Annotated in this window: 16 protein-coding genes and 1 tRNA gene; 2 read left to right on the forward strand and 15 right to left on the reverse strand. The window is 50.1% G+C overall.

Annotation, left to right across the window (positions count from 1 at the left end; translation table 11 throughout):
* Positions 1–9: 9 nt before the first annotated feature.
* The 11 genes from hemB to VMX96_03420 all read right to left on the reverse strand — a co-directional run bounded on the left by hemB (position 10) and on the right by VMX96_03420 (position 9,946).
* Entirely contained in the window at positions 10–981 is a 972-nt protein-coding gene (gene hemB, locus VMX96_03370; protein ID HUU62944.1) for a porphobilinogen synthase, read from the reverse strand.
* Positions 978–2,510 carry a uroporphyrinogen-III C-methyltransferase gene (gene cobA / locus VMX96_03375; protein HUU62945.1) on the reverse strand — a complete coding sequence of 511 codons (1,533 nt, stop codon included), beginning with the start codon at positions 2,508–2,510 and terminating at the stop codon, positions 978–980. Before cobA ends, hemB begins: the two co-directional genes overlap by 4 nt.
* The gene (hemC, locus tag VMX96_03380) at positions 2,507–3,430 is read right to left on the reverse strand and encodes a hydroxymethylbilane synthase (protein ID HUU62946.1); all 924 of its coding nucleotides are present in this window, start codon (positions 3,428–3,430) and stop codon (positions 2,507–2,509) included. The genes cobA and hemC overlap by 4 nt, the downstream gene beginning before the upstream one ends.
* Positions 3,427–4,707: a glutamyl-tRNA reductase gene (gene hemA / locus VMX96_03385; protein ID HUU62947.1), complete on the reverse strand. Its 1,281-nt coding sequence runs from the start codon at positions 4,705–4,707 to the stop codon at positions 3,427–3,429. The genes hemC and hemA overlap by 4 nt, the downstream gene beginning before the upstream one ends.
* Position 4,708: 1 nt before the next feature.
* Entirely contained in the window at positions 4,709–5,374 is a 666-nt protein-coding gene (locus tag VMX96_03390; protein ID HUU62948.1) for a bifunctional precorrin-2 dehydrogenase/sirohydrochlorin ferrochelatase, read from the reverse strand.
* Positions 5,371–6,378, reverse strand: coding sequence for an AsnC family transcriptional regulator (locus VMX96_03395; GenBank protein ID HUU62949.1), 1,008 nt, complete (start codon positions 6,376–6,378; stop codon positions 5,371–5,373). Before VMX96_03395 ends, VMX96_03390 begins: the two co-directional genes overlap by 4 nt.
* Complete coding sequence (locus VMX96_03400) at positions 6,362–7,522, reverse strand: radical SAM protein (GenBank protein HUU62950.1); 1,161 nt, start codon at positions 7,520–7,522, stop codon at positions 6,362–6,364. Before VMX96_03400 ends, VMX96_03395 begins: the two co-directional genes overlap by 17 nt.
* The gene (locus VMX96_03405; GenBank protein ID HUU62951.1) at positions 7,519–8,691 is read right to left on the reverse strand and encodes a radical SAM protein; all 1,173 of its coding nucleotides are present in this window, start codon (positions 8,689–8,691) and stop codon (positions 7,519–7,521) included. The genes VMX96_03400 and VMX96_03405 overlap by 4 nt, the downstream gene beginning before the upstream one ends.
* Positions 8,688–9,362 (reverse strand): helix-turn-helix domain-containing protein, encoded by a 675-nt coding sequence (locus VMX96_03410; GenBank protein HUU62952.1) that lies wholly within the window; start codon positions 9,360–9,362, stop codon positions 8,688–8,690. Before VMX96_03410 ends, VMX96_03405 begins: the two co-directional genes overlap by 4 nt.
* A 368-nt stretch (positions 9,363–9,730) precedes the next feature.
* Positions 9,731–9,802: transfer RNA gene (locus VMX96_03415), tRNA-Thr, on the reverse strand.
* Positions 9,782–9,946, reverse strand: coding sequence for a hypothetical protein (locus VMX96_03420; GenBank protein ID HUU62953.1), 165 nt, complete (start codon positions 9,944–9,946; stop codon positions 9,782–9,784). The genes VMX96_03415 and VMX96_03420 overlap by 21 nt, the downstream gene beginning before the upstream one ends.
* An 834-nt stretch (positions 9,947–10,780) precedes the next feature.
* Between VMX96_03420 and typA the strand changes: the two genes are divergently transcribed.
* On the forward strand, positions 10,781–12,610 hold the full coding sequence (typA, locus tag VMX96_03425) for a translational GTPase TypA (protein ID HUU62954.1): 1,830 nt from the start codon (positions 10,781–10,783) through the stop codon (positions 12,608–12,610).
* A gap of 194 nt (positions 12,611–12,804) precedes the next feature.
* On the opposite strand, the gene VMX96_03430 is transcribed toward typA, so the two are convergent.
* The 3 genes from VMX96_03430 to VMX96_03440 all read right to left on the reverse strand — a co-directional run bounded on the left by VMX96_03430 (position 12,805) and on the right by VMX96_03440 (position 15,629).
* Positions 12,805–13,791, reverse strand: a complete 987-nt coding sequence (locus VMX96_03430) for an NAD(P)-dependent alcohol dehydrogenase (GenBank protein HUU62955.1) — start codon at positions 13,789–13,791, stop codon at positions 12,805–12,807.
* A gap of 191 nt (positions 13,792–13,982) precedes the next feature.
* Complete coding sequence (locus tag VMX96_03435) at positions 13,983–14,597, reverse strand: DUF4389 domain-containing protein (protein HUU62956.1); 615 nt, start codon at positions 14,595–14,597, stop codon at positions 13,983–13,985.
* Between the two features lie 48 nt (positions 14,598–14,645).
* The gene (locus tag VMX96_03440) at positions 14,646–15,629 is read right to left on the reverse strand and encodes an NAD(P)-dependent alcohol dehydrogenase (GenBank protein ID HUU62957.1); all 984 of its coding nucleotides are present in this window, start codon (positions 15,627–15,629) and stop codon (positions 14,646–14,648) included.
* Positions 15,630–16,033: 404 nt separating this feature from the next.
* Between VMX96_03440 and VMX96_03445 the strand changes: the two genes are divergently transcribed.
* On the forward strand, positions 16,034–16,693 hold the full coding sequence (locus VMX96_03445) for a class I SAM-dependent methyltransferase (protein ID HUU62958.1): 660 nt from the start codon (positions 16,034–16,036) through the stop codon (positions 16,691–16,693).
* 11 nt (positions 16,694–16,704) lie between these two features.
* Here the strand turns inward: VMX96_03445 and VMX96_03450 are convergent, their stop codons facing one another.
* The gene (locus tag VMX96_03450; protein ID HUU62959.1) at positions 16,705–16,890 is read right to left on the reverse strand and encodes a hypothetical protein; all 186 of its coding nucleotides are present in this window, start codon (positions 16,888–16,890) and stop codon (positions 16,705–16,707) included.
* Positions 16,891–17,030 lie beyond the last annotated feature (140 nt).

Below are 17,030 nucleotides of genomic sequence, written 5' to 3' on the forward strand. Positions count from 1 at the left end.
CTCCCGGGCTCATACCCAGGGAGCAGCCTCCTTGGCGTGGTAGGTGATGATGAAGTCCGCACCTGCCCTCTTGATAGCGGTTAGAATCTCGAGTATCGTCTGTCTCTCATCTATCCAGCCGCGCTGCGCCGCTGCTTTAACCATGGCGAACTCGCCACTGACATTGTAGGCAGCCAATGGGCAATTGAAGGCATTGCGCACCCTATGCAGAACATCCAGGTAAGCCAAGGCAGGCTTTACCATAATCATGTCTGCGCCCTCGGCTATATCCTGTTCTACCTCCCTCAAAGCCTCTCGCCAGTTAGGGGGATCCATCTGATAAGAGCGGCGGTCGCCGAACTGCGGCGTGGATTCGGCGGCCTCGCGGAAGGGCCCGTAGAAAGCGGAGGCATATTTTGCGGCGTAGGAAAGAATGGGAATATGATTGAATCCCCCCTCATCCAGTGCTTCCCGGATCGCCTTAACCCTGCCATCCATCATATCGGATGGCGCCACTATGTCAGCACCGGCCTCAGCATGGGATAGGGCCGTTCTTGCCAGGAGTTTCAGGGTCTGGTCGTTATCGACATAGCCATCTACAACAATTCCACAGTGACCGTGGCTTGTATATTCACAGAGACAAACGTCGGTCATTATCAGTAGCTCCGGCACCGACTGCTTGACGGTGCGTACTGCTTGCTGAACAACCCCTCTGGGATGATAAGCCGCAGAGCCGAACGCGTCCTTATTGCTGGGTATACCAAACAGGATCACTGCTGGAATTCCGAGCTTAGCCACTCCCTCAATCTCCCCGGGCAGCATATCTATAGAATAGCGAAAGATGCCTGGCATGGTGGCTATTTCCTGTTTTTGGCCGTTGCCCTCTACGACAAAGAGGGGGTAAACCAGATCCCCTACACTGATGCGGGTTTCCCGAACTAAGGCCCGTAGCGGTTCCGTCTGCCGTAGACGACGAGAACGTAATAGAGGAAAGCCTGTCATGTGCTCCTCCCTTCACCTGTACGGTAGTACTGTTCTATAGCCTCCACTAATCCGGGGATCGTGTTTTCCCCGGCAACTATGTCCACTCTCAATCCCATTTCTTCAGCCGTAGCCGCTGTCTTTGGCCCGATGCAAGCAACCTTAGCCGTTCCTATTGAAGGGATCTCGGTACCCAGCAAAGCTAGTAAATTGGTCACAGTTGAGGAGCTGGTAAAGGTAACCGTGTCAATTTTTCCAGATAAGAGCATCTGTTTTCCTTGGGAACAATCTGTATTTGCCTGGATGGTCCTGTAAATAGCTATCTCGTGCACCTCTGCTCCGAGCTGGGTGATCCCTTCAGCCAGCTCCCTATTCGCTATGTCAGCACGAGGGAGTAGAACACGAGAACCAGCGACCACTCTATCTTTGATACCAGACAATAAGCACTCACTGGTATAGGTAGTGGGAACGTAGTCAGGGAGTATCCCATATGTAGTTATCGCCTTTGCGGTTGCTGGGCCGATAGCGCCGATCCTGATGCCCTTGAGACATCGGGCATCGAGAGCCAGATCAGATAACCGCAGGAAGAATGCCTCTACACCATTGACACTGGTGAAGACTATCCATTGATAATTGTCCAGATTAAGGATTTCTCGATCCAGTTCGTCTGTGTGTAGTGCAGCCTGAATCTCGATTACGGGCATTTTAACTGGCTGGGCGCCCTTCTCCCTGAGAAGTCTGCTCATTAGGCTGGTCTGATGCTCTGCCCTGGTGACCAGGATGCGCTTGCCAAATAGGGGAGTGTTGTCGAACCAGCGGAGCTTTTCCCGTAGCCTGACCACCTCTCCGACCACTATCACTGCGGGAGGGCTGAAACCTTTCTGCGTCGCTTTGGCTACTATGTCGGACAACGTGCCGACAACGGTTTCCTGCCTGGGCCCACAGCCCTCTCTGATAAGAGCAATTGGGGTAGTGGGAGCTCTGCCATGATCTACCAGTTTCCGAACTATATGAGACAGGTTTGCCACGCCCATAAGAAAGACCAGGGTGTCCGCCGCCGTAGCCAGCTTCTCCCAGGCAATGCTCGATCTGTCTTTGCTGGGATCCTCGTGTCCGGTAACAACGGCGAAAGACGATGCCAGCCCGCGGTGTGTAAGCGGGATGCCGGCATAGGCGGGGACAGCCGACGCCGATGATACCCCGCATATCACCTGAAAGGAGACCTGGTTCCGTGCCAGGGCTTCCGCCTCCTCTCCTCCCCGCCCTAGGATGAACGGGTCCCCTCCCTTCAGTCGCGCTACCGTCTTGCCCTCCTTTGCCTTCTCCACCAGCAGGCGATCTATATCGCCTTGCTCCCAGGCGTGGCACGCAGGGGTCTTACCCACGTATATCTTTTCCGCGTCAGGGCGGGCTGACTCGAGAAGGCTGCAATCGACCAAGTGATCATATACGATCACATCAGCATGCTTGAGACAATCGAGACCCTTAGTTGTAATCAGTCCTGGATCACCGGGTCCGGCTCCCAAGAGGTAAACCTTGCCACGCTTCACCGGACTTTCGCCTCTCTGATGAGTTGTGATGCACCCATTGCAAGTATCTTTTGAGCCAGCCGGATTCCTACCTGCTCGGGGCTAGAGATGTTTCCTTCCTCAGAGCTGCTTATAATTGACTGGCCAGTGGTGCCAGCCACCATTCCGTCAAGCCTGAGGGTATCGCTATTAAGTGTGCCCAGCGCTGCTATCGGGGCACGACAGCCGCCGCCCAGGGATCGGAGAAAGGCACGCTCGGCAACGACGCTGCACTGGGTGGGGTGGTGATTGAGTACGGAAACGAGCTCGGCTATGTGCTGGTCACACGAGCGTATCTCTATCCCCAGCGCTCCTTGTCCTACCGACGGAAGAAAGTGCTCTGGAGATAGGTATTCCGTTATCCTTTCCTCATAGCCAAGACGGATCATGGCCGCAGCAGCCAGTATAACGCTGTCAAGTTCACCAGAGGACACCTTCCGCAGTCGGGTATCAATATTTCCCCTGATGCTACATATTTCCAAGTCAGGGCGATAGCTGAGCACCTGAATGGCACGCCGCAAGCTCCCCGTGCCTACTCGTGAACCTGGTGCCAGCTCGGAGAGCCTGGTGGTTTTCGATACCAGAACATCCCTGGGATCGAGCCTCTCTACAACTGCTGCCAAGGATAGCCTGTTGGGGATTTCAGTGGGTATATCCTTAAGGCTATGAATTGCTAGGTCGATTCGGCCATCCAGTAGGGCCTCCTCCAGTTCCTTTACAAATACCCCCACACCTGCCATCCGATCCATAGGGACCTTATGCTCGCGGTCACCTCTGGTTACTATTATGTCGAGGGTGAACTCAAGCTCAGGATTCAGCTCTTGCAGTTTGGCTAACACGCTTTCAGCTTGAATTTGAGCAAGCTTGCTGCCCCGGGAACCAATGACGATGCCCTTCCTCACTCTCGCTTCTCCCCCTCCAGACCGAAAAGATCACGGACCAATTCAGTATAGCTTTCTTCTTTGTGGGCATTTTCCTTGAGGCACTGTATTGGTTCATGGAGTATTTTCCTTACGATTGCCTTAGTCATGGATTCCAGGCTAGCTCGCTCCTCGTCGGACAGCCCCTGAAGCTTCTTGAAGGTTATGTTCAATTGGCGAAGGCGTATCTCCTCAGCCTTATTTACCAGGGCGCTCACCGTAGGCCTCACCTCCAGAGCCTGCCACCACCGGAAGAACTTATCTGCCTGTGTCTCTACGATCGCTGAAGCACCACGGATTTCCTTCTCTCTCAGCTCACGGTTTGAATCTGAAACCTCGCTAAGGTGGTCAATGTTGTACAGGAATACATTATTTATTTGCTCAACCGCCGGATCCACATCCCGGGGAACTGCAATATCAATGATCACAAGAGGAAGCTTTGGGCGAGTTTCCATGGCCTCTTTCACAAGGTTAAGATCCAATACTAGATGTGGTGCTCCGGTACAGCTAATGACTACGTCTGAGGTGCTCAACTCAGCTTTTATATCGCTAATGGCAGCTGATCTCCCCCCCAGCATCGCTGCTAGAGTTGAAGCTCTCTCTTCTGATCGGGCGGTAACAGCTATATAGCGAGCACCCCTTTCTCTGGCTGCTTTGGCCACTAACATGCCAGCTTCGCTAGCGCCGATAACCAGAATTCTACGGTTGCTGAGGTTACCGATAACTCCTATTGCCAGGTCTACCGCCACGGAACTGACCGAAAGCGCATTTCTGCTAATCAAGGTCTCGTCCCTAACCAGCCTGCCTGTGCGGATAGCGTTCCGGAAGAGATTGCGTAAGGGAAAATTTACCGTTCGCACCTTTTCAGCAGCCTCCAATGCTCGCCCCACCTGTCCAAGGATCTCAAACTCGCCGATTATCATTGAGTCGAGCCCGGAAGCCACGCGAAAAAGATGCTCTATGGCCTCTTTATCCCTATACGCATAAACATAGTGTCGCAGGTCAGCGCCGGAGATGTTTGAATAAGTTTTTAGGAAGTCGATGCTGGCTTGCTTTGCATAACTGCTATCGCCGTTCACAGTGTAAATCTCAGTCCGGTTGCATGTGGAGAGAATAACGCCTTTGCCCACATAGCTACCTAGCGAAACCAGGGCATCGCCGAGCTGGCTGGTGCTGATAGCCAGCCTCTCGCGGGTCGCAACCGTCGTTGTGCTGTGATTTACGCCGACCAAGCAAAGATAGGAAGCAACTGGCTTCACCTCATGACTCCCTTCGTCCCAGCTTCTCTAGATTGGTTAGGAGGATCGCTTTCACTTCCTCAATTCGGCCTGCCTGCACCATGTCTATTAACGGGTCCAGATCTAGGACCTCTTGCCAGTCATCGCTTTCAACCGTAATCCCTCTTCTCTTCAATTCAGATCGAACCTCACTGACCAGTACGGCCAAAGAGGCATATTCAGTACCGAAGTCTTTCTCTAAATTGGCTCGGATTTTCCGCGCCAGTGCCGGGCTCCTCCCCCCGGTAGAGACGGCGATCGTAACATCGCCGCGGCTAAGATGCGAGGGAACAATAAAATCAGAGCGATGGGGATCATCTACTACATTAATCAGAATTCCTCTTCCCTTGGCTTCTGCAGCTACTTCCTCGTTCGTTTTGCCGTTGTCGGTAGCGGCTATAGCAATGAGGGCATCCACCAGATCACCCTGGGCATAATCTCTGGAAAGAAGGTGCACTTCCCCCCTCTCAGCCAGCTTACCCAGCTCTTGACAAGGGTCGGCGCTGATCACCTCGACGCTGGCCCCGTGCTTAAGAAGCGCATTTACCTTGCGAAGGGCGACCTGCCCACCACCGACCACCACACATTTCCTGCCCCTGATATTCAGAAAAATCGGGTAGTAGGGAGATGCTTGCTCGTGTCCATTCATACTTGATACCTTATTCTCACCTTCTTGAATTCTCTAACGCTGAATAGCACTACGTTGTCCTTACAGCCGGTCTGACGGGATACTTGGCTCACCACGCCCTGGCAGGCTTCTTTGGTACGCCCATGGATCATGGCGAAGAGGTTATACGGCCAGAGCGAATTGGTTCTCCGTTCGTAGCAATGACTGACCTCCCGAAAGGCTGCCAGCTTTCTTCCCACCTTGTCCACTATGTCCGGTGGAACTATCCAGCAGGCCATAGCGTTTGCCACGAAACCAATTCTGTTGTGCTTTATGGAGGCACCAAAGCGTCGCATTAAGCCGCGCTGCTTTAGAGAGCGAAAGCGATTCAGGAATTCATTCACATCCATGTGCAGCCTCGCTGATAACAGGTCAAAGGGCCTCTCCAAGAGGGGTAGGTCCTGCTGCAGCTCGTTGATCAATGCACGGTCGGCGGGCGACAACTGGTCGTCTATATGTGATGACCTGTTATAATCGATGCCGGTGTCCGGCAGCGCTTCACCGTTCCCATGCATATCAAAATAGACCCCTATTTTGAAAACCTTCAGTGCCGGTAGATCGAGAATATCGTCGGCACAAATGAGACCGTTTAATTTCCGCAGCTCGCTCTTCATATCCACCCTGTGAGGAAGGGCCAGGGTGAACCACAGATTGAAACGGTTATCACGTTGGTAGCAATGGCTGACTCCGGGGTGTTCGCTTATAACCCGAGCAGCATTATCCAGCCTGCTCTCAGGGACCCTCATTGCTACAAGGGTAGTACGGTAGCCCAGGCTCCCGGCATGGAAGACAGGGCCTATCTGACGAACGATTCCCACGGTCTTCAGCCTCTCGATTCTATGGATTACCTGCCCTGCGCTAATACCCAGCTGCAGCCCTAAATCGGAAAAGGGCTCCCTGACGAGAGGGAATTCAGCCTGTATCAGGTTAATCAGCCCTCTATCAATATCATCAAGGCCTGCAATATCATTAAGGCCTGTTTTCAACCTGTGCTCCCTCGCTGACTGCCTTTGTCTGTCTTTGCAGTGCGCCCGGCTCATAGATGCAGTATGGCTCCGCAGCCAGGTAGTCCCCTGTGGCTTCATACGCTCTAGCTCTGCACCCACCACATACCCTTTTATACTCACAGACACCACATTTCCCTTTAATGTTGGAGAGATCTCTCAACTCACGAAATAGGGGCGAACCTTCCCAGATCTTGCCGAAGCTTTCCTTTCTAATGTTGCCGGCCTCTACATCGAGGTACCCGCATCCCTGTACCCTCCCTCGGTGAGAGACGAAGCAATAGCCTATACCGGCCAGGCAGCCGCGGGTGAGCGATGCCATAGGACCATGCGTGTCGGCAGTTTTGGGTTTATCGGGCTCAATCTTTGCATCCCTCTGCACTATGACCCGCATGTAGTGGGGCGCGTCTGTAGGCTTGAAGAACATACTGTCTCCCAGTTCCATTTGTTTATCATATATCCAATTCAATATCCGCTCATATTCTTGAGGGCTAAGCTCCTCTGCTCTGAGCCCCTTGCCCCGCCCCGTTGGTACCAGCATGAAGGGGTGAAAAGCAACAGCCCCCACTCTTAGCGCCAAATCGAGCAGGTCATCCAGGTAGCGGGCATTCATCCTGGTAACCGTGCAATTAATCTGAACGTCGATGCCTGCTTTACGGGCCTCGGCTATACCTGCCACAGCAGCTTCAAATGCACCTGCCTTGCCCCGGAATTTATCCTGCAGTTCGGGAACTGGGAAGTCTACGCTCACCCCAATTCGTGATACCGGGACATCCTTTAAACGGGCAGCAGTCTCCTCGGTGATGAGCGTACCGTTGCTGCCCATGACAACTCGTAGTCCCTTGGTCACGGCATATCGGGCAATCTCGAATAGATCTTGGCGTAGCAACGGCTCGCCACCGCTGAGGATCAAGATTGGCCTACCCACTTCGAGGATCTCATCGATGAGGCGGAGGCATTCCTCAGTCGAAAGCTCGCCCTCGTAATGGCCATAGCCCGCCGACGCCCGGCAGTGAGCGCAAAACAGATTGCAGCTTCGAGTAATCTCCCAGGCCACCAGTTTCAAGCTGGGTTGAATCTTGTCCGTGGGATTGGGACGACCCCTTCTGAACGCTACTTCTCTCACTGGGTCAATCCAATCTCCTCATCAGTTAGATAGCATGCTGGGTCTTCTGCCCAGACATCACCGAAAACCGCCTCCCCTCGGACCCGCAGGTTTCCGTTGCAAAGGTCGAGGTGCTGACACTGGCCACAGCGGCCTCTCAGCAGCCCCTTCCTATCCTTTAGCCCCCGCATCAGTGGTTCAGAGGTATCCATCCATATATCGCCGAATTTTCGCTGGCGCACGTTCCCCAGAGAGTAATGCCACCAGAATTGATCGGGGTGAACATTTCCCAAATTATCTACCGCCCCAATTCGGATGCCTGAGTTATTGCCCCCATTTGCTCTAAGTAGAGCCAAGACCCTACTAGCACGCTGGGGATCTTGATTCTTTAACTTGAGGTAGAGGTAAACGCCATCAGCATGATTGCCCACGGTTAGGATTTCCTTTCGATGTCCACGTTTATTAAGCTCCAGGGTATGCTTACATATCATGTCTATTACAGCTCTGGTCTCAGAGGGGCCCAGGTCATCCTTTCTCATTCCCTCTGCTCTACCTGCATAGGCGAGATGATAAAAACAAATCCGATCAATACCTTCCTGTTCTACCAATCTGAAAATGGCTGGTATATCCTCATAGTTGGAGCGAGTAATAGTTAACCTAAGAGAAACCCGTTGCCCCAGGGCTATGCAGCTTCGGATGCCCTGGAGGGTTGCCTGGTAGGCGCCCCTTTTACCGCGAAAGCGGTCGTTGTCCGCCCCGATGCCGTCTAAGCTGATCCCAACTTCTCTAAAATCGACGCTGCGCATCTTTCTGGCTACCGGCTCTGTAATAAGGGTTCCATTGGTGGAAAGGACAGGAATTACTCCTTGGTCTTGAGCAAACCCCGCCAGTTCAAAGATGTCTTCTCTAAGTAGCGGCTCACCTCCGGAGAACAGGAGCACGGGCACGCCGAAATCCGCCAGGTCACGAATGAGTGCCTTTCCCTCCCCGGTGTCCATCTCTTCGGGATGTCCTCGGCTGGTGGCACTAGCGTAGCAATGGATGCAATGCAGGTTGCATTGCCTAGTACAGTTCCAAACAACAATGGGAGGTGAGAAACCATTTGATGGCAAACTAAGCTCTTTGTGACCGTAGCGAAGGTGGTCATCTGGCCCAACGTGGTCACAAAGTAGCCGGGAGATGGAGATCACAGGTCATTGCCTCTATTGTTGCTATGTCGGAGTGTATTTCGATTTTTCTCGTACGCCGTTATCAGCGAGACTAGAGCTTCGTCCATAACGTGACTTACGAGGGGTATAGCCTCGATTGCGCGCTCATTCAGCGCCTCCCTACCTTTCATGAGGCGAGTAGCCGCATTTACTACTGGATCACGGTGCTGAATGAAAGCCTCGATGGAATCGGTGAGTGATAGCCCTAGCTTTGCCAGTGTCTCACCAAAGTCACTCCCAACGTCTCGGACAAGCTCAACGTTCTCCTCTCGTTTAAGCGGCTCGGTTATGTATTTGATAACAAGGTTAAGGAGTCGCCTGCCAGCCTCAGCCAAATGTTGCTGGGATTCGCTGTCAAGCTCTTTATACCACGAAGTTGAACTGAATAGCGTATGGGCAATTTCGCGGTGTAATGGCGCAGCATGCTCTAGCTCGGTGACTAAGTCCTTAATGGTGTGCACCCTTTTTTGCGACCCCATAAACTGATGTAGCTCCACTCTGGAGTAGCGGCGGTGACCGCCGGGTGTAATAAAAGCCCTAATCTTACCGTCATCGGTCCACTGGCGTAGCGTTGTTTCGCTAACCCCGAGAAGGCGACTAGCTTCACTTATACTGATCTGTGATCGTTGGCTCAAAGATTTTAGTCTTGGCATAGACCACTCATTCCAGGCTGGAATCAAAGATTCTATTCCGCTGCAAAATTGCCGAAATCTACAGAATACTCTAAAATTCTACGGTGCATAATATATCATTGGAGCAACAAATGCAACAGTAATAACACTTTAGCATCCCAAGATAGATCGCTATGTATTAAAGAGAGAGTATAGCCCTGGAACCTGTTGCGGTATTTAGTAGCGGGCGATGTGAATGCTAGTGCGGTGAGACTATGATCAAGAGTCGTGGTGTCAATGTTTCGTATCTACGGAGACAACCCAATAAGGATTTCGGCACCTTTATTTATAGGAAAATTGCGGAGAATTAGAAGGGAATTTCTTTTAGTAATGCTGATTATTTTAAGTTTAGCCAGCGGTCGGAGTCGAACCGACGACCGGCGGTTTACGAAACCGCTGCTCTACCACTGAGCTACGCTGGCATCCAAAGCTAAATCTTGAAAAGTTGGCGTTAAATTGGCGTTATTTTTTTGAGATACCCCGTTTACTCCCGCTGGCAGCACTTCGTCCAGTAACGCCATAGCATCGCTTTGCATACCGTCAATTATATGGCTGTAGACATCCATTGTAAAGGCAACCGAGCTATGACCTAGCGCCTCTGAGATAACCTTCGGCTTCGCACCACGAAGGAGTGCGAGACTGGCGAAGGATGCCTAAGGTCGTGGAATCGCACCCTCCCCAAGATAACGGCCATCCATAGCCTGGCAGCAAATAGGGTAATCTCAAAGGATAAGATTAAAATTCGCAGCCTCGATGAAGTCGCTGTTGGCTGGGGAAAGCTGGAAACTGGATGTGACATACAAGAGTCCACCCCGACTCCCGGCGCGCCTACATACCGGTACGTAGAAGATCTCTATGGTCTGGCTAAGATAGGTGAAGACGAGCTCATGGACTCAGACTTCAACCTTCAAAATATACTGGTCGATAGCTTTTCCCGTGCCATCGCAGAGGCAGAGGGCGTGCCACCATTGGGAGAGGGTAAGCAAGAGGAAGCGTCAGGGTAAGCGTCACGATAGAGAAGCGGCTATATGGCTTAGGACTGGTTACTCCGCTTTCTAAAACCGCTCTGCTGGTGTATAATATTCATAGTGAATCTAATATTTTGTCTTTCGAGCTATTTTTACCTTTACCACCTCCGAAAAGAGCGCTTTTACGAATGAGGCTGACGGTGCCTCGATAGCGGAAGACTGGACATCATACCGTCCCCTTCTTCTTAGTACCCCAGACATTCCCAATCAGGCTAAACAGGCTCTTTACCTGCGCCTATCCCATGAGTGCCATTGCTGGTTTGAAATTAACGGGCACAGAAACACAGTAAGGGCGGCTATGACAAAGCAACGGATAACAGTGAATTGAATACGATGTAAACATGAATAGATAAAGGCAGGATTGCACCATACATGAACTATCGCAGTGATATCAGGAATATCGCTATTATTGCCCACGTTGACCATGGAAAGACCACCCTGGTGGATGCCATGCTCAAGCAGAGCAAGGTCTTTCGAGATAACCAGGCAGTAGGCGAGTTAATCATGGACAGTAATGCCCTTGAGCGAGAAAAGGGGATTACCATCATGGCTAAGAATACGGCCGTAGTGTACCGGGGCGTCAAAATCAATATCATTGATACCCCGGGGCATGTCGATTTCAGCGGTGAGGTGGAGCGTGTCATCAGCATGGCAGACGGCTGCCTTCTTCTGGTAGATTCTATCGAAGGACCTATGCCCCAGACCAAGTTTGTGCTGCGCCATGCTCTGCAAAGGGGATTGAAAATCATCGTCGTCATTAACAAGACAGACAGGCGTAATTCGCGGATAGCGGAAGTAAGCAGGCTCATCCAGGATCTGTTCCTGGAACTGGCTACCAGCACGGACCAGCTTGATTATCATGTTCTGTATGCCAGCGCCAAGGAGGGTATTGCGGTCACCGAACCGGGCATGCCTGGCAAAGATATCAGCTCTCTTTTCGATTGTATCCTGGCTAACGTGCCGCCTCCCCGGATTGAAATCGGGCCATTTCAGATGCTGGTTTCCAACCTGGACTATGACAGCCACAAGGGGCGAATCGCTATCGGCAGGATCTGGAGGGGCAAGGTGGCTCCCCATGATACCGTCGTCAGCGTGAACGCTGACGGAAATGTGGATTATCATGAGGTCGCCGAAGTATTTACCTATCTCGGACTCAAACGCTTGAAGGTAGACCAGGCTGAGGTGGGTGACATTGTCGCGGTGACCGGTATTAAAAAGGTCAGCATCGGGGATACTATCGCCAGCCCGGCACAGCCCTCAGCTCTGCCACGCATCGAGATTGGCGAGCCGACGGTAGAGATGACCTTCGGTGTCAACACCTCACCGTTTGCCGGCCGGGAGGGACGCTTTTGCACCACGCGGCAGTTACGGGGGCGGCTTTATAAGGAACTGGAGACCAATCTCAGTCTCAGGGTGCAGGATACGGATAGCCCGGACACCTTCCTGGTCAAAGGGAGAGGGGAAATGCACCTGGCCATCCTGATTGAAACCATGCGCCGCGAGGGCTACGAATTCGAAATCTCGAAACCAGAAGCGATTACCAAAGTAATTGATGGCAAGATTGTTGAGCCGGTAGAAGTGCTTACCATTGATACCAGAGATGAATATATCGGGGTTTTAACTGAGATGCTGAACAAGCGGCAGGCCCAGATGATTGATATGCGCAATGACGGTCAGGACAATGTGCGTCTGGTGTTTCGGATATCTACGAAGGGTCTCCTTGGTTTTCGCAGCTCTTTTCTCAACTCCACCCGCGGAGAGAGTACCATGAATACCCTGTTTGTGGGCTATGAACCATGGCGGGGGGAAATTGTCTCCACCCGCAATGGGGTGCTGGTCGCCTCGGAGCAAGGATTCGCGGTTACCTATGGCCTGAACAATGCCCAGGGACGCGGGCTGACCTTCATAGAACCCGGCACCCATGTCTATGAAGGCATGATTGTGGGACTGAGTTCACGGCTGCAGGACATTCCGGTTAATGTCTGCAAGGAAAAGAAGAAAACCAATATCCGGGCGTCTTCGTCGGATATTGCCATCAAACTGACGCCACCCCTGAAAATGAGTCTGGAGCAGGCAATTGATTTTGTAAATAGATATGAACTGGTGGAAGTAACACCTAAGAATATCAGACTGAGGAAGAAGTTACTGACCCAGTCACAGAGATTGCGGAGCATCTCTGCTGCCAGATTGAGCATAAAATGACGGGCGGAGTGATGGTAATAACATTACGGGCTACCTTTTATCTAACGTGGCTCGTGGCGAAACGTTGTTCCACATCTCTCGGTCGCTGGTTCAAATCCAGCCGCTGCCGAAAGGCCTCCGACCAACCAAAACCCGTCGCAACCCAGAAACATTAATAAAAACCACAGCTCCCCGCCGTCAACTGCAGCGCTTTGTTAGGTTTTGTTATTATGTTCCACAGTTACGACTACATTTCCCTTTTTATGCCCTGTTTCGACATACCTGTGGGCCTCGGCAATTTGTTCCAACGGATAGCGTCTATCTATGACCGGTTTTATCTTTCCAGCCTCAATAAGCTCTTTAAGGAAGATTAGATTTTCAGTCTTTGGGATTGCTGTCCCACCTATTGGTTTCTTGCTGCTTGTTATTGAAGTCCATCGCATTCGAATACTTATTGCCGGCGCAGCAACAGCGTGAAGATAGATTCCTTCTTTCTTTAGCGATCTCATGCAGCCTGAAAACGAACTCTTACCTACCGCGTCAAAAATGACATCATAGGTCTCACCGCTTTTAGTAAAATCCTCTTTAGTGTAATCAATAACCATATCGGCTCCCAGAGATTTCACCAATTCTAAATTTGTAGTACTGCATACCCCGGTAACAACTGCTCCAAAGTACTTGGCAAGCTGTACCGCATAAGTACCTACACTTCCTGAAGCTCCATAAATAAGAATTTTTTGTCCGCTCTGGATATTTGCTTTTCTAAGAAAATGAAAGGCTGTATTGCCCCCAAAAGGAATGGCGGCGGCTTCCTCATAAGTCATATTAGCCGGTTTTATAGCTACCGTCCCGTCTTCAGGTAGACATATGTACTCGGCATAAGCACCAACATCGTGTCCGGTATATGCAAAAACCTGGTCACATTTCCTAAATAGTTTTACATCTTTGCCTACTGATTCAATTTCCCCGGCTAGCTCACTCCCCAGTATAGCTTTTTTTGGTTTTCTAAGACCAAGCACTATTCGAGCGAGGAGCCAATAAGAGAGAGGAACTGTGAAACTTCGTATTCTAAAGTCCCCTGATGTTACTGTTGTCGCATGTATTTTTACCAGTATTTCATTGTCCTTAGGTATAGGTTTTTCTACCTCTTTGAGCTGAAGAACCTCCGGAGGCCCGTATTTTGTGCATACAATCGCTTTCATAAGTATTCCTCCAAGATTACTTTGATCCGGTCATTTTCAATATAGTTCACCACAATCTAACCAATAAGTTTGCAAAATCTAACATATATTATTCAGGATTTCCCATTTCAACTCTTCACATGTGCTTACTGTTACTCACATAACTGCTAGCCATTGCAATAGCTGTTTGGTATCGGGTGTCAATCAGATCCCTAATCCCAAAGTCGGAATGGTGGGTACTGGTCTGTCATTAGCGATGCGTAAGCGGCAACGCGGTATGTCCAGCGATTCATACCTACAACAAGTTTGAAAATATCCCCGGGGTATTTACCGGTAAATAAAAGTGCTATTGAAGCGATTATGGCTAAAATGAAAACCAGACCGCCTCCGTTTTCTCCACTTCCCTGGAAGATACCGACGATTATATAGTGGGGAATAGCCAGTAGCCACCACTTCACCAGTACTAGTCCCCGGGACAGTCTCTCAGGATATTCAATCTTCAAGTCAGCTGGGTAGTCGTCGTCAGGCTTGAGGCTGAACGGCGGATACTTGTCAGTGCCCAAAGCCTGGTAGCTGTAAAAGCCCACACGCCACGTCCAGCGTAGAACCCCCGTGTTAAACTTAAATAGACCCTTTGGGTATTTTCCCGTAAACAGGATAGCAAAAAAGGCGATGATAGCAACCACCACAAAGGCTATCCATAAAAATGCCAGGATAATATAGTGGGGAATCCCCAGTAACCACTTGAGGAGCCACCAACCGCGAGCCGGAGGTTTAGTTAGTTCACCTCTCACATTTACAGGATAATATGTCTGTTCTTGCACCATCTTTGACCTCCTTCTATATGTTTAGAATATTTAATGTGCAGCGCTTTGTTAGGTTTTGTTATTATGTTCCACAGTTATGACTACTTTTCCTTTGGCGTGTCCTTCTCCAAAATACTGGAGAGCTTCAGCAACCTCACTTAACGGGTAACGTCTATCTATAACAGGTACTACTTTACCGGCCTCAAAAAGCTCTTTCATAAAAGCCAAATCCTTGTTTGGTTTATGCGCCAGGATACCCATTTTCTTACCCCCGGTCATTGAAATCAATGGTCCCAGGAACATAGCTTGGAAAATTCGAGCCGTTGAACCTCCGACCATGACATAAATTCCCTTGGGACTTAATGCACGCTTGTAATCGAAAATCGAATGATGTGCCGCAAAATCAAGAATAAGGTCATAGCGCTGCCCATTTTTGGTGAAATCTTCCCTGGTGTAATCAATGATATGATCTGCACCAATCGAGCGCATCATATCCAATTTACTCGTGCTGTCCACGCCAGTCACTTCAGCCCCGAATGATTTGGCAATCTGCACTGCAAACGTACCCGCACCACCACCCGCACCATTAATCAAAACCTTTTGTCCTGGCTGAATCTGTCTTTTATCGCGAAGACCCTGCAGGGCGAGGACTGCCGCTTGGGGTACGGCCGCTACTTCCTCGAATGTCATACTGGCCGGTTTCAATACCAATGCATTTTCACGAGCACATATATACTCAGCAAAAGCGCCAAAACCATACCCAGATATGTCCCCGAATACCTCATCGCCTGGCTGAAACTGCTTTACGTTTCTGCCAACCGCTTCAACCCGCCCCGCTATGTCACATCCGAGTATCGTGTATTTTGGTTTTAGGAGACCGAATAGAAGGCGATTCATAAATGGAGTACCTTGGAGGAGACCCCAGTCCCAATCATTTACGGATGCCGCGTGAACTTTTACCAACACTTCATTGTCCTTGGGAGTAGGTTTTTCTACCTCTTTGAGCTGAAGAACATCCGGTGGTCCGTATTTTGTGTATACAATTGCTTTCATGGTATCCTCCTTCTAACAGGGATTTACCATATTAATGAATGTGGGAATGTTATATCCTTGCTTGCCACTTGTCAAGACCTCAAGAATGTTAGGTATGGGAAAAGGCTATCAGACTCAAAGATGCGGGCTGGCCGGATGCGGGCCAGGGTACATTTACGGCGCACACCGACGATAACGAGAGGGCGGGGCTACGTCCACACGGCGACGACAACGGCTGGGATAGAGACGGGGAGCTTCGGCTGTCAATGCTGTAGGTTTTAACAAAGGGGCCACCCATTATCGGGTAGTCTCTATAGTACGCCTGGCTGGCTCTTATAGAATAATCAGCACACTGCTTGTTAAATGCTACTGCGAAATATAAACTATGAAGAGAAGTCTCAATAATTGTTATTTTGGAAAAAGCTATGATAGGTATTACCTCAGAACAGATAGAAGTAGGACAGGCACTGTATACGAAGCCATTCTTATCTATTTACGACTGGTTTGCGCTCGGCCTAAACTGTCGCTTTGTATGGAAATGTCCTTCATACCATATGTTAGAGCTGTACAACCAACATGTCTCCACTAACCATCTGGATATCGGTGTAGGTACTGGTTATTTCCTCGACCAATGTAGATTTCCAACCACAAATCCCCGAATTGCATTGATGGACCTTAACCCAAATTGTCTTGAAGTAGCTGGAAGGCGTTTGGCACGATATGCTCCTGAAAAATATCTCAGGAACGCCCTGGAATCAATCGAAATCGATGCTCCGGGATTTGACTCGATTGGAATTCTTAATTTGCTCCACTGTCTACCTGGTACCTTTAAAACTAAGGGTATTGTATTTGAACACCTTAAAGCTCTATTGAATACCGGTGGGGTTATATTCGGCTCAACCATTCTCTATGGCGGAGTTAGACGAAGTCTTTTGTCAACATTCATATTGAATTGTGTAAATTTCAGAGGATATATGAATAATAAAACGGATGACCTCGAAGGATTGAGGCACAATCTTGAGAAGTATTTCTCTGAAAGTTCTATAGAAGTAATTGGATGCGAAGCTCTGTTTTGGGGTAAATAGGTATTCCCTTTTTACCATTCACCAAGTATGACCCGTAGAATTATCAGTCCGAGAAAACCGCCACCCAAACCAAGCATAACACTAGCAGTAATATTATCGACCAAAAAACCGACACCTATGCCAATAAAAAGACCAGCTGGTATCGCCAGCCCGGTAACGCCTTTTCGCTTCTTCGGTTGCTCTGACTGTGTAGACATAACTGCCTCCTACGCAAATTCATTAATGCGGTTTTATTGAATTCAGGAAATCGGATATTGAGTTTATTTCAACTGTATCCATATTTCAACCATACAACGACCTAAGTTCAGTTGCGGCGGGGGTCTGCCGAAAGGCGTCC

It is taken from the genome of Dehalococcoidia bacterium (assembly GCA_035528575.1).
Classification (GTDB): Bacteria; Chloroflexota; Dehalococcoidia; order E44-bin15; family E44-bin15; genus DATKYK01.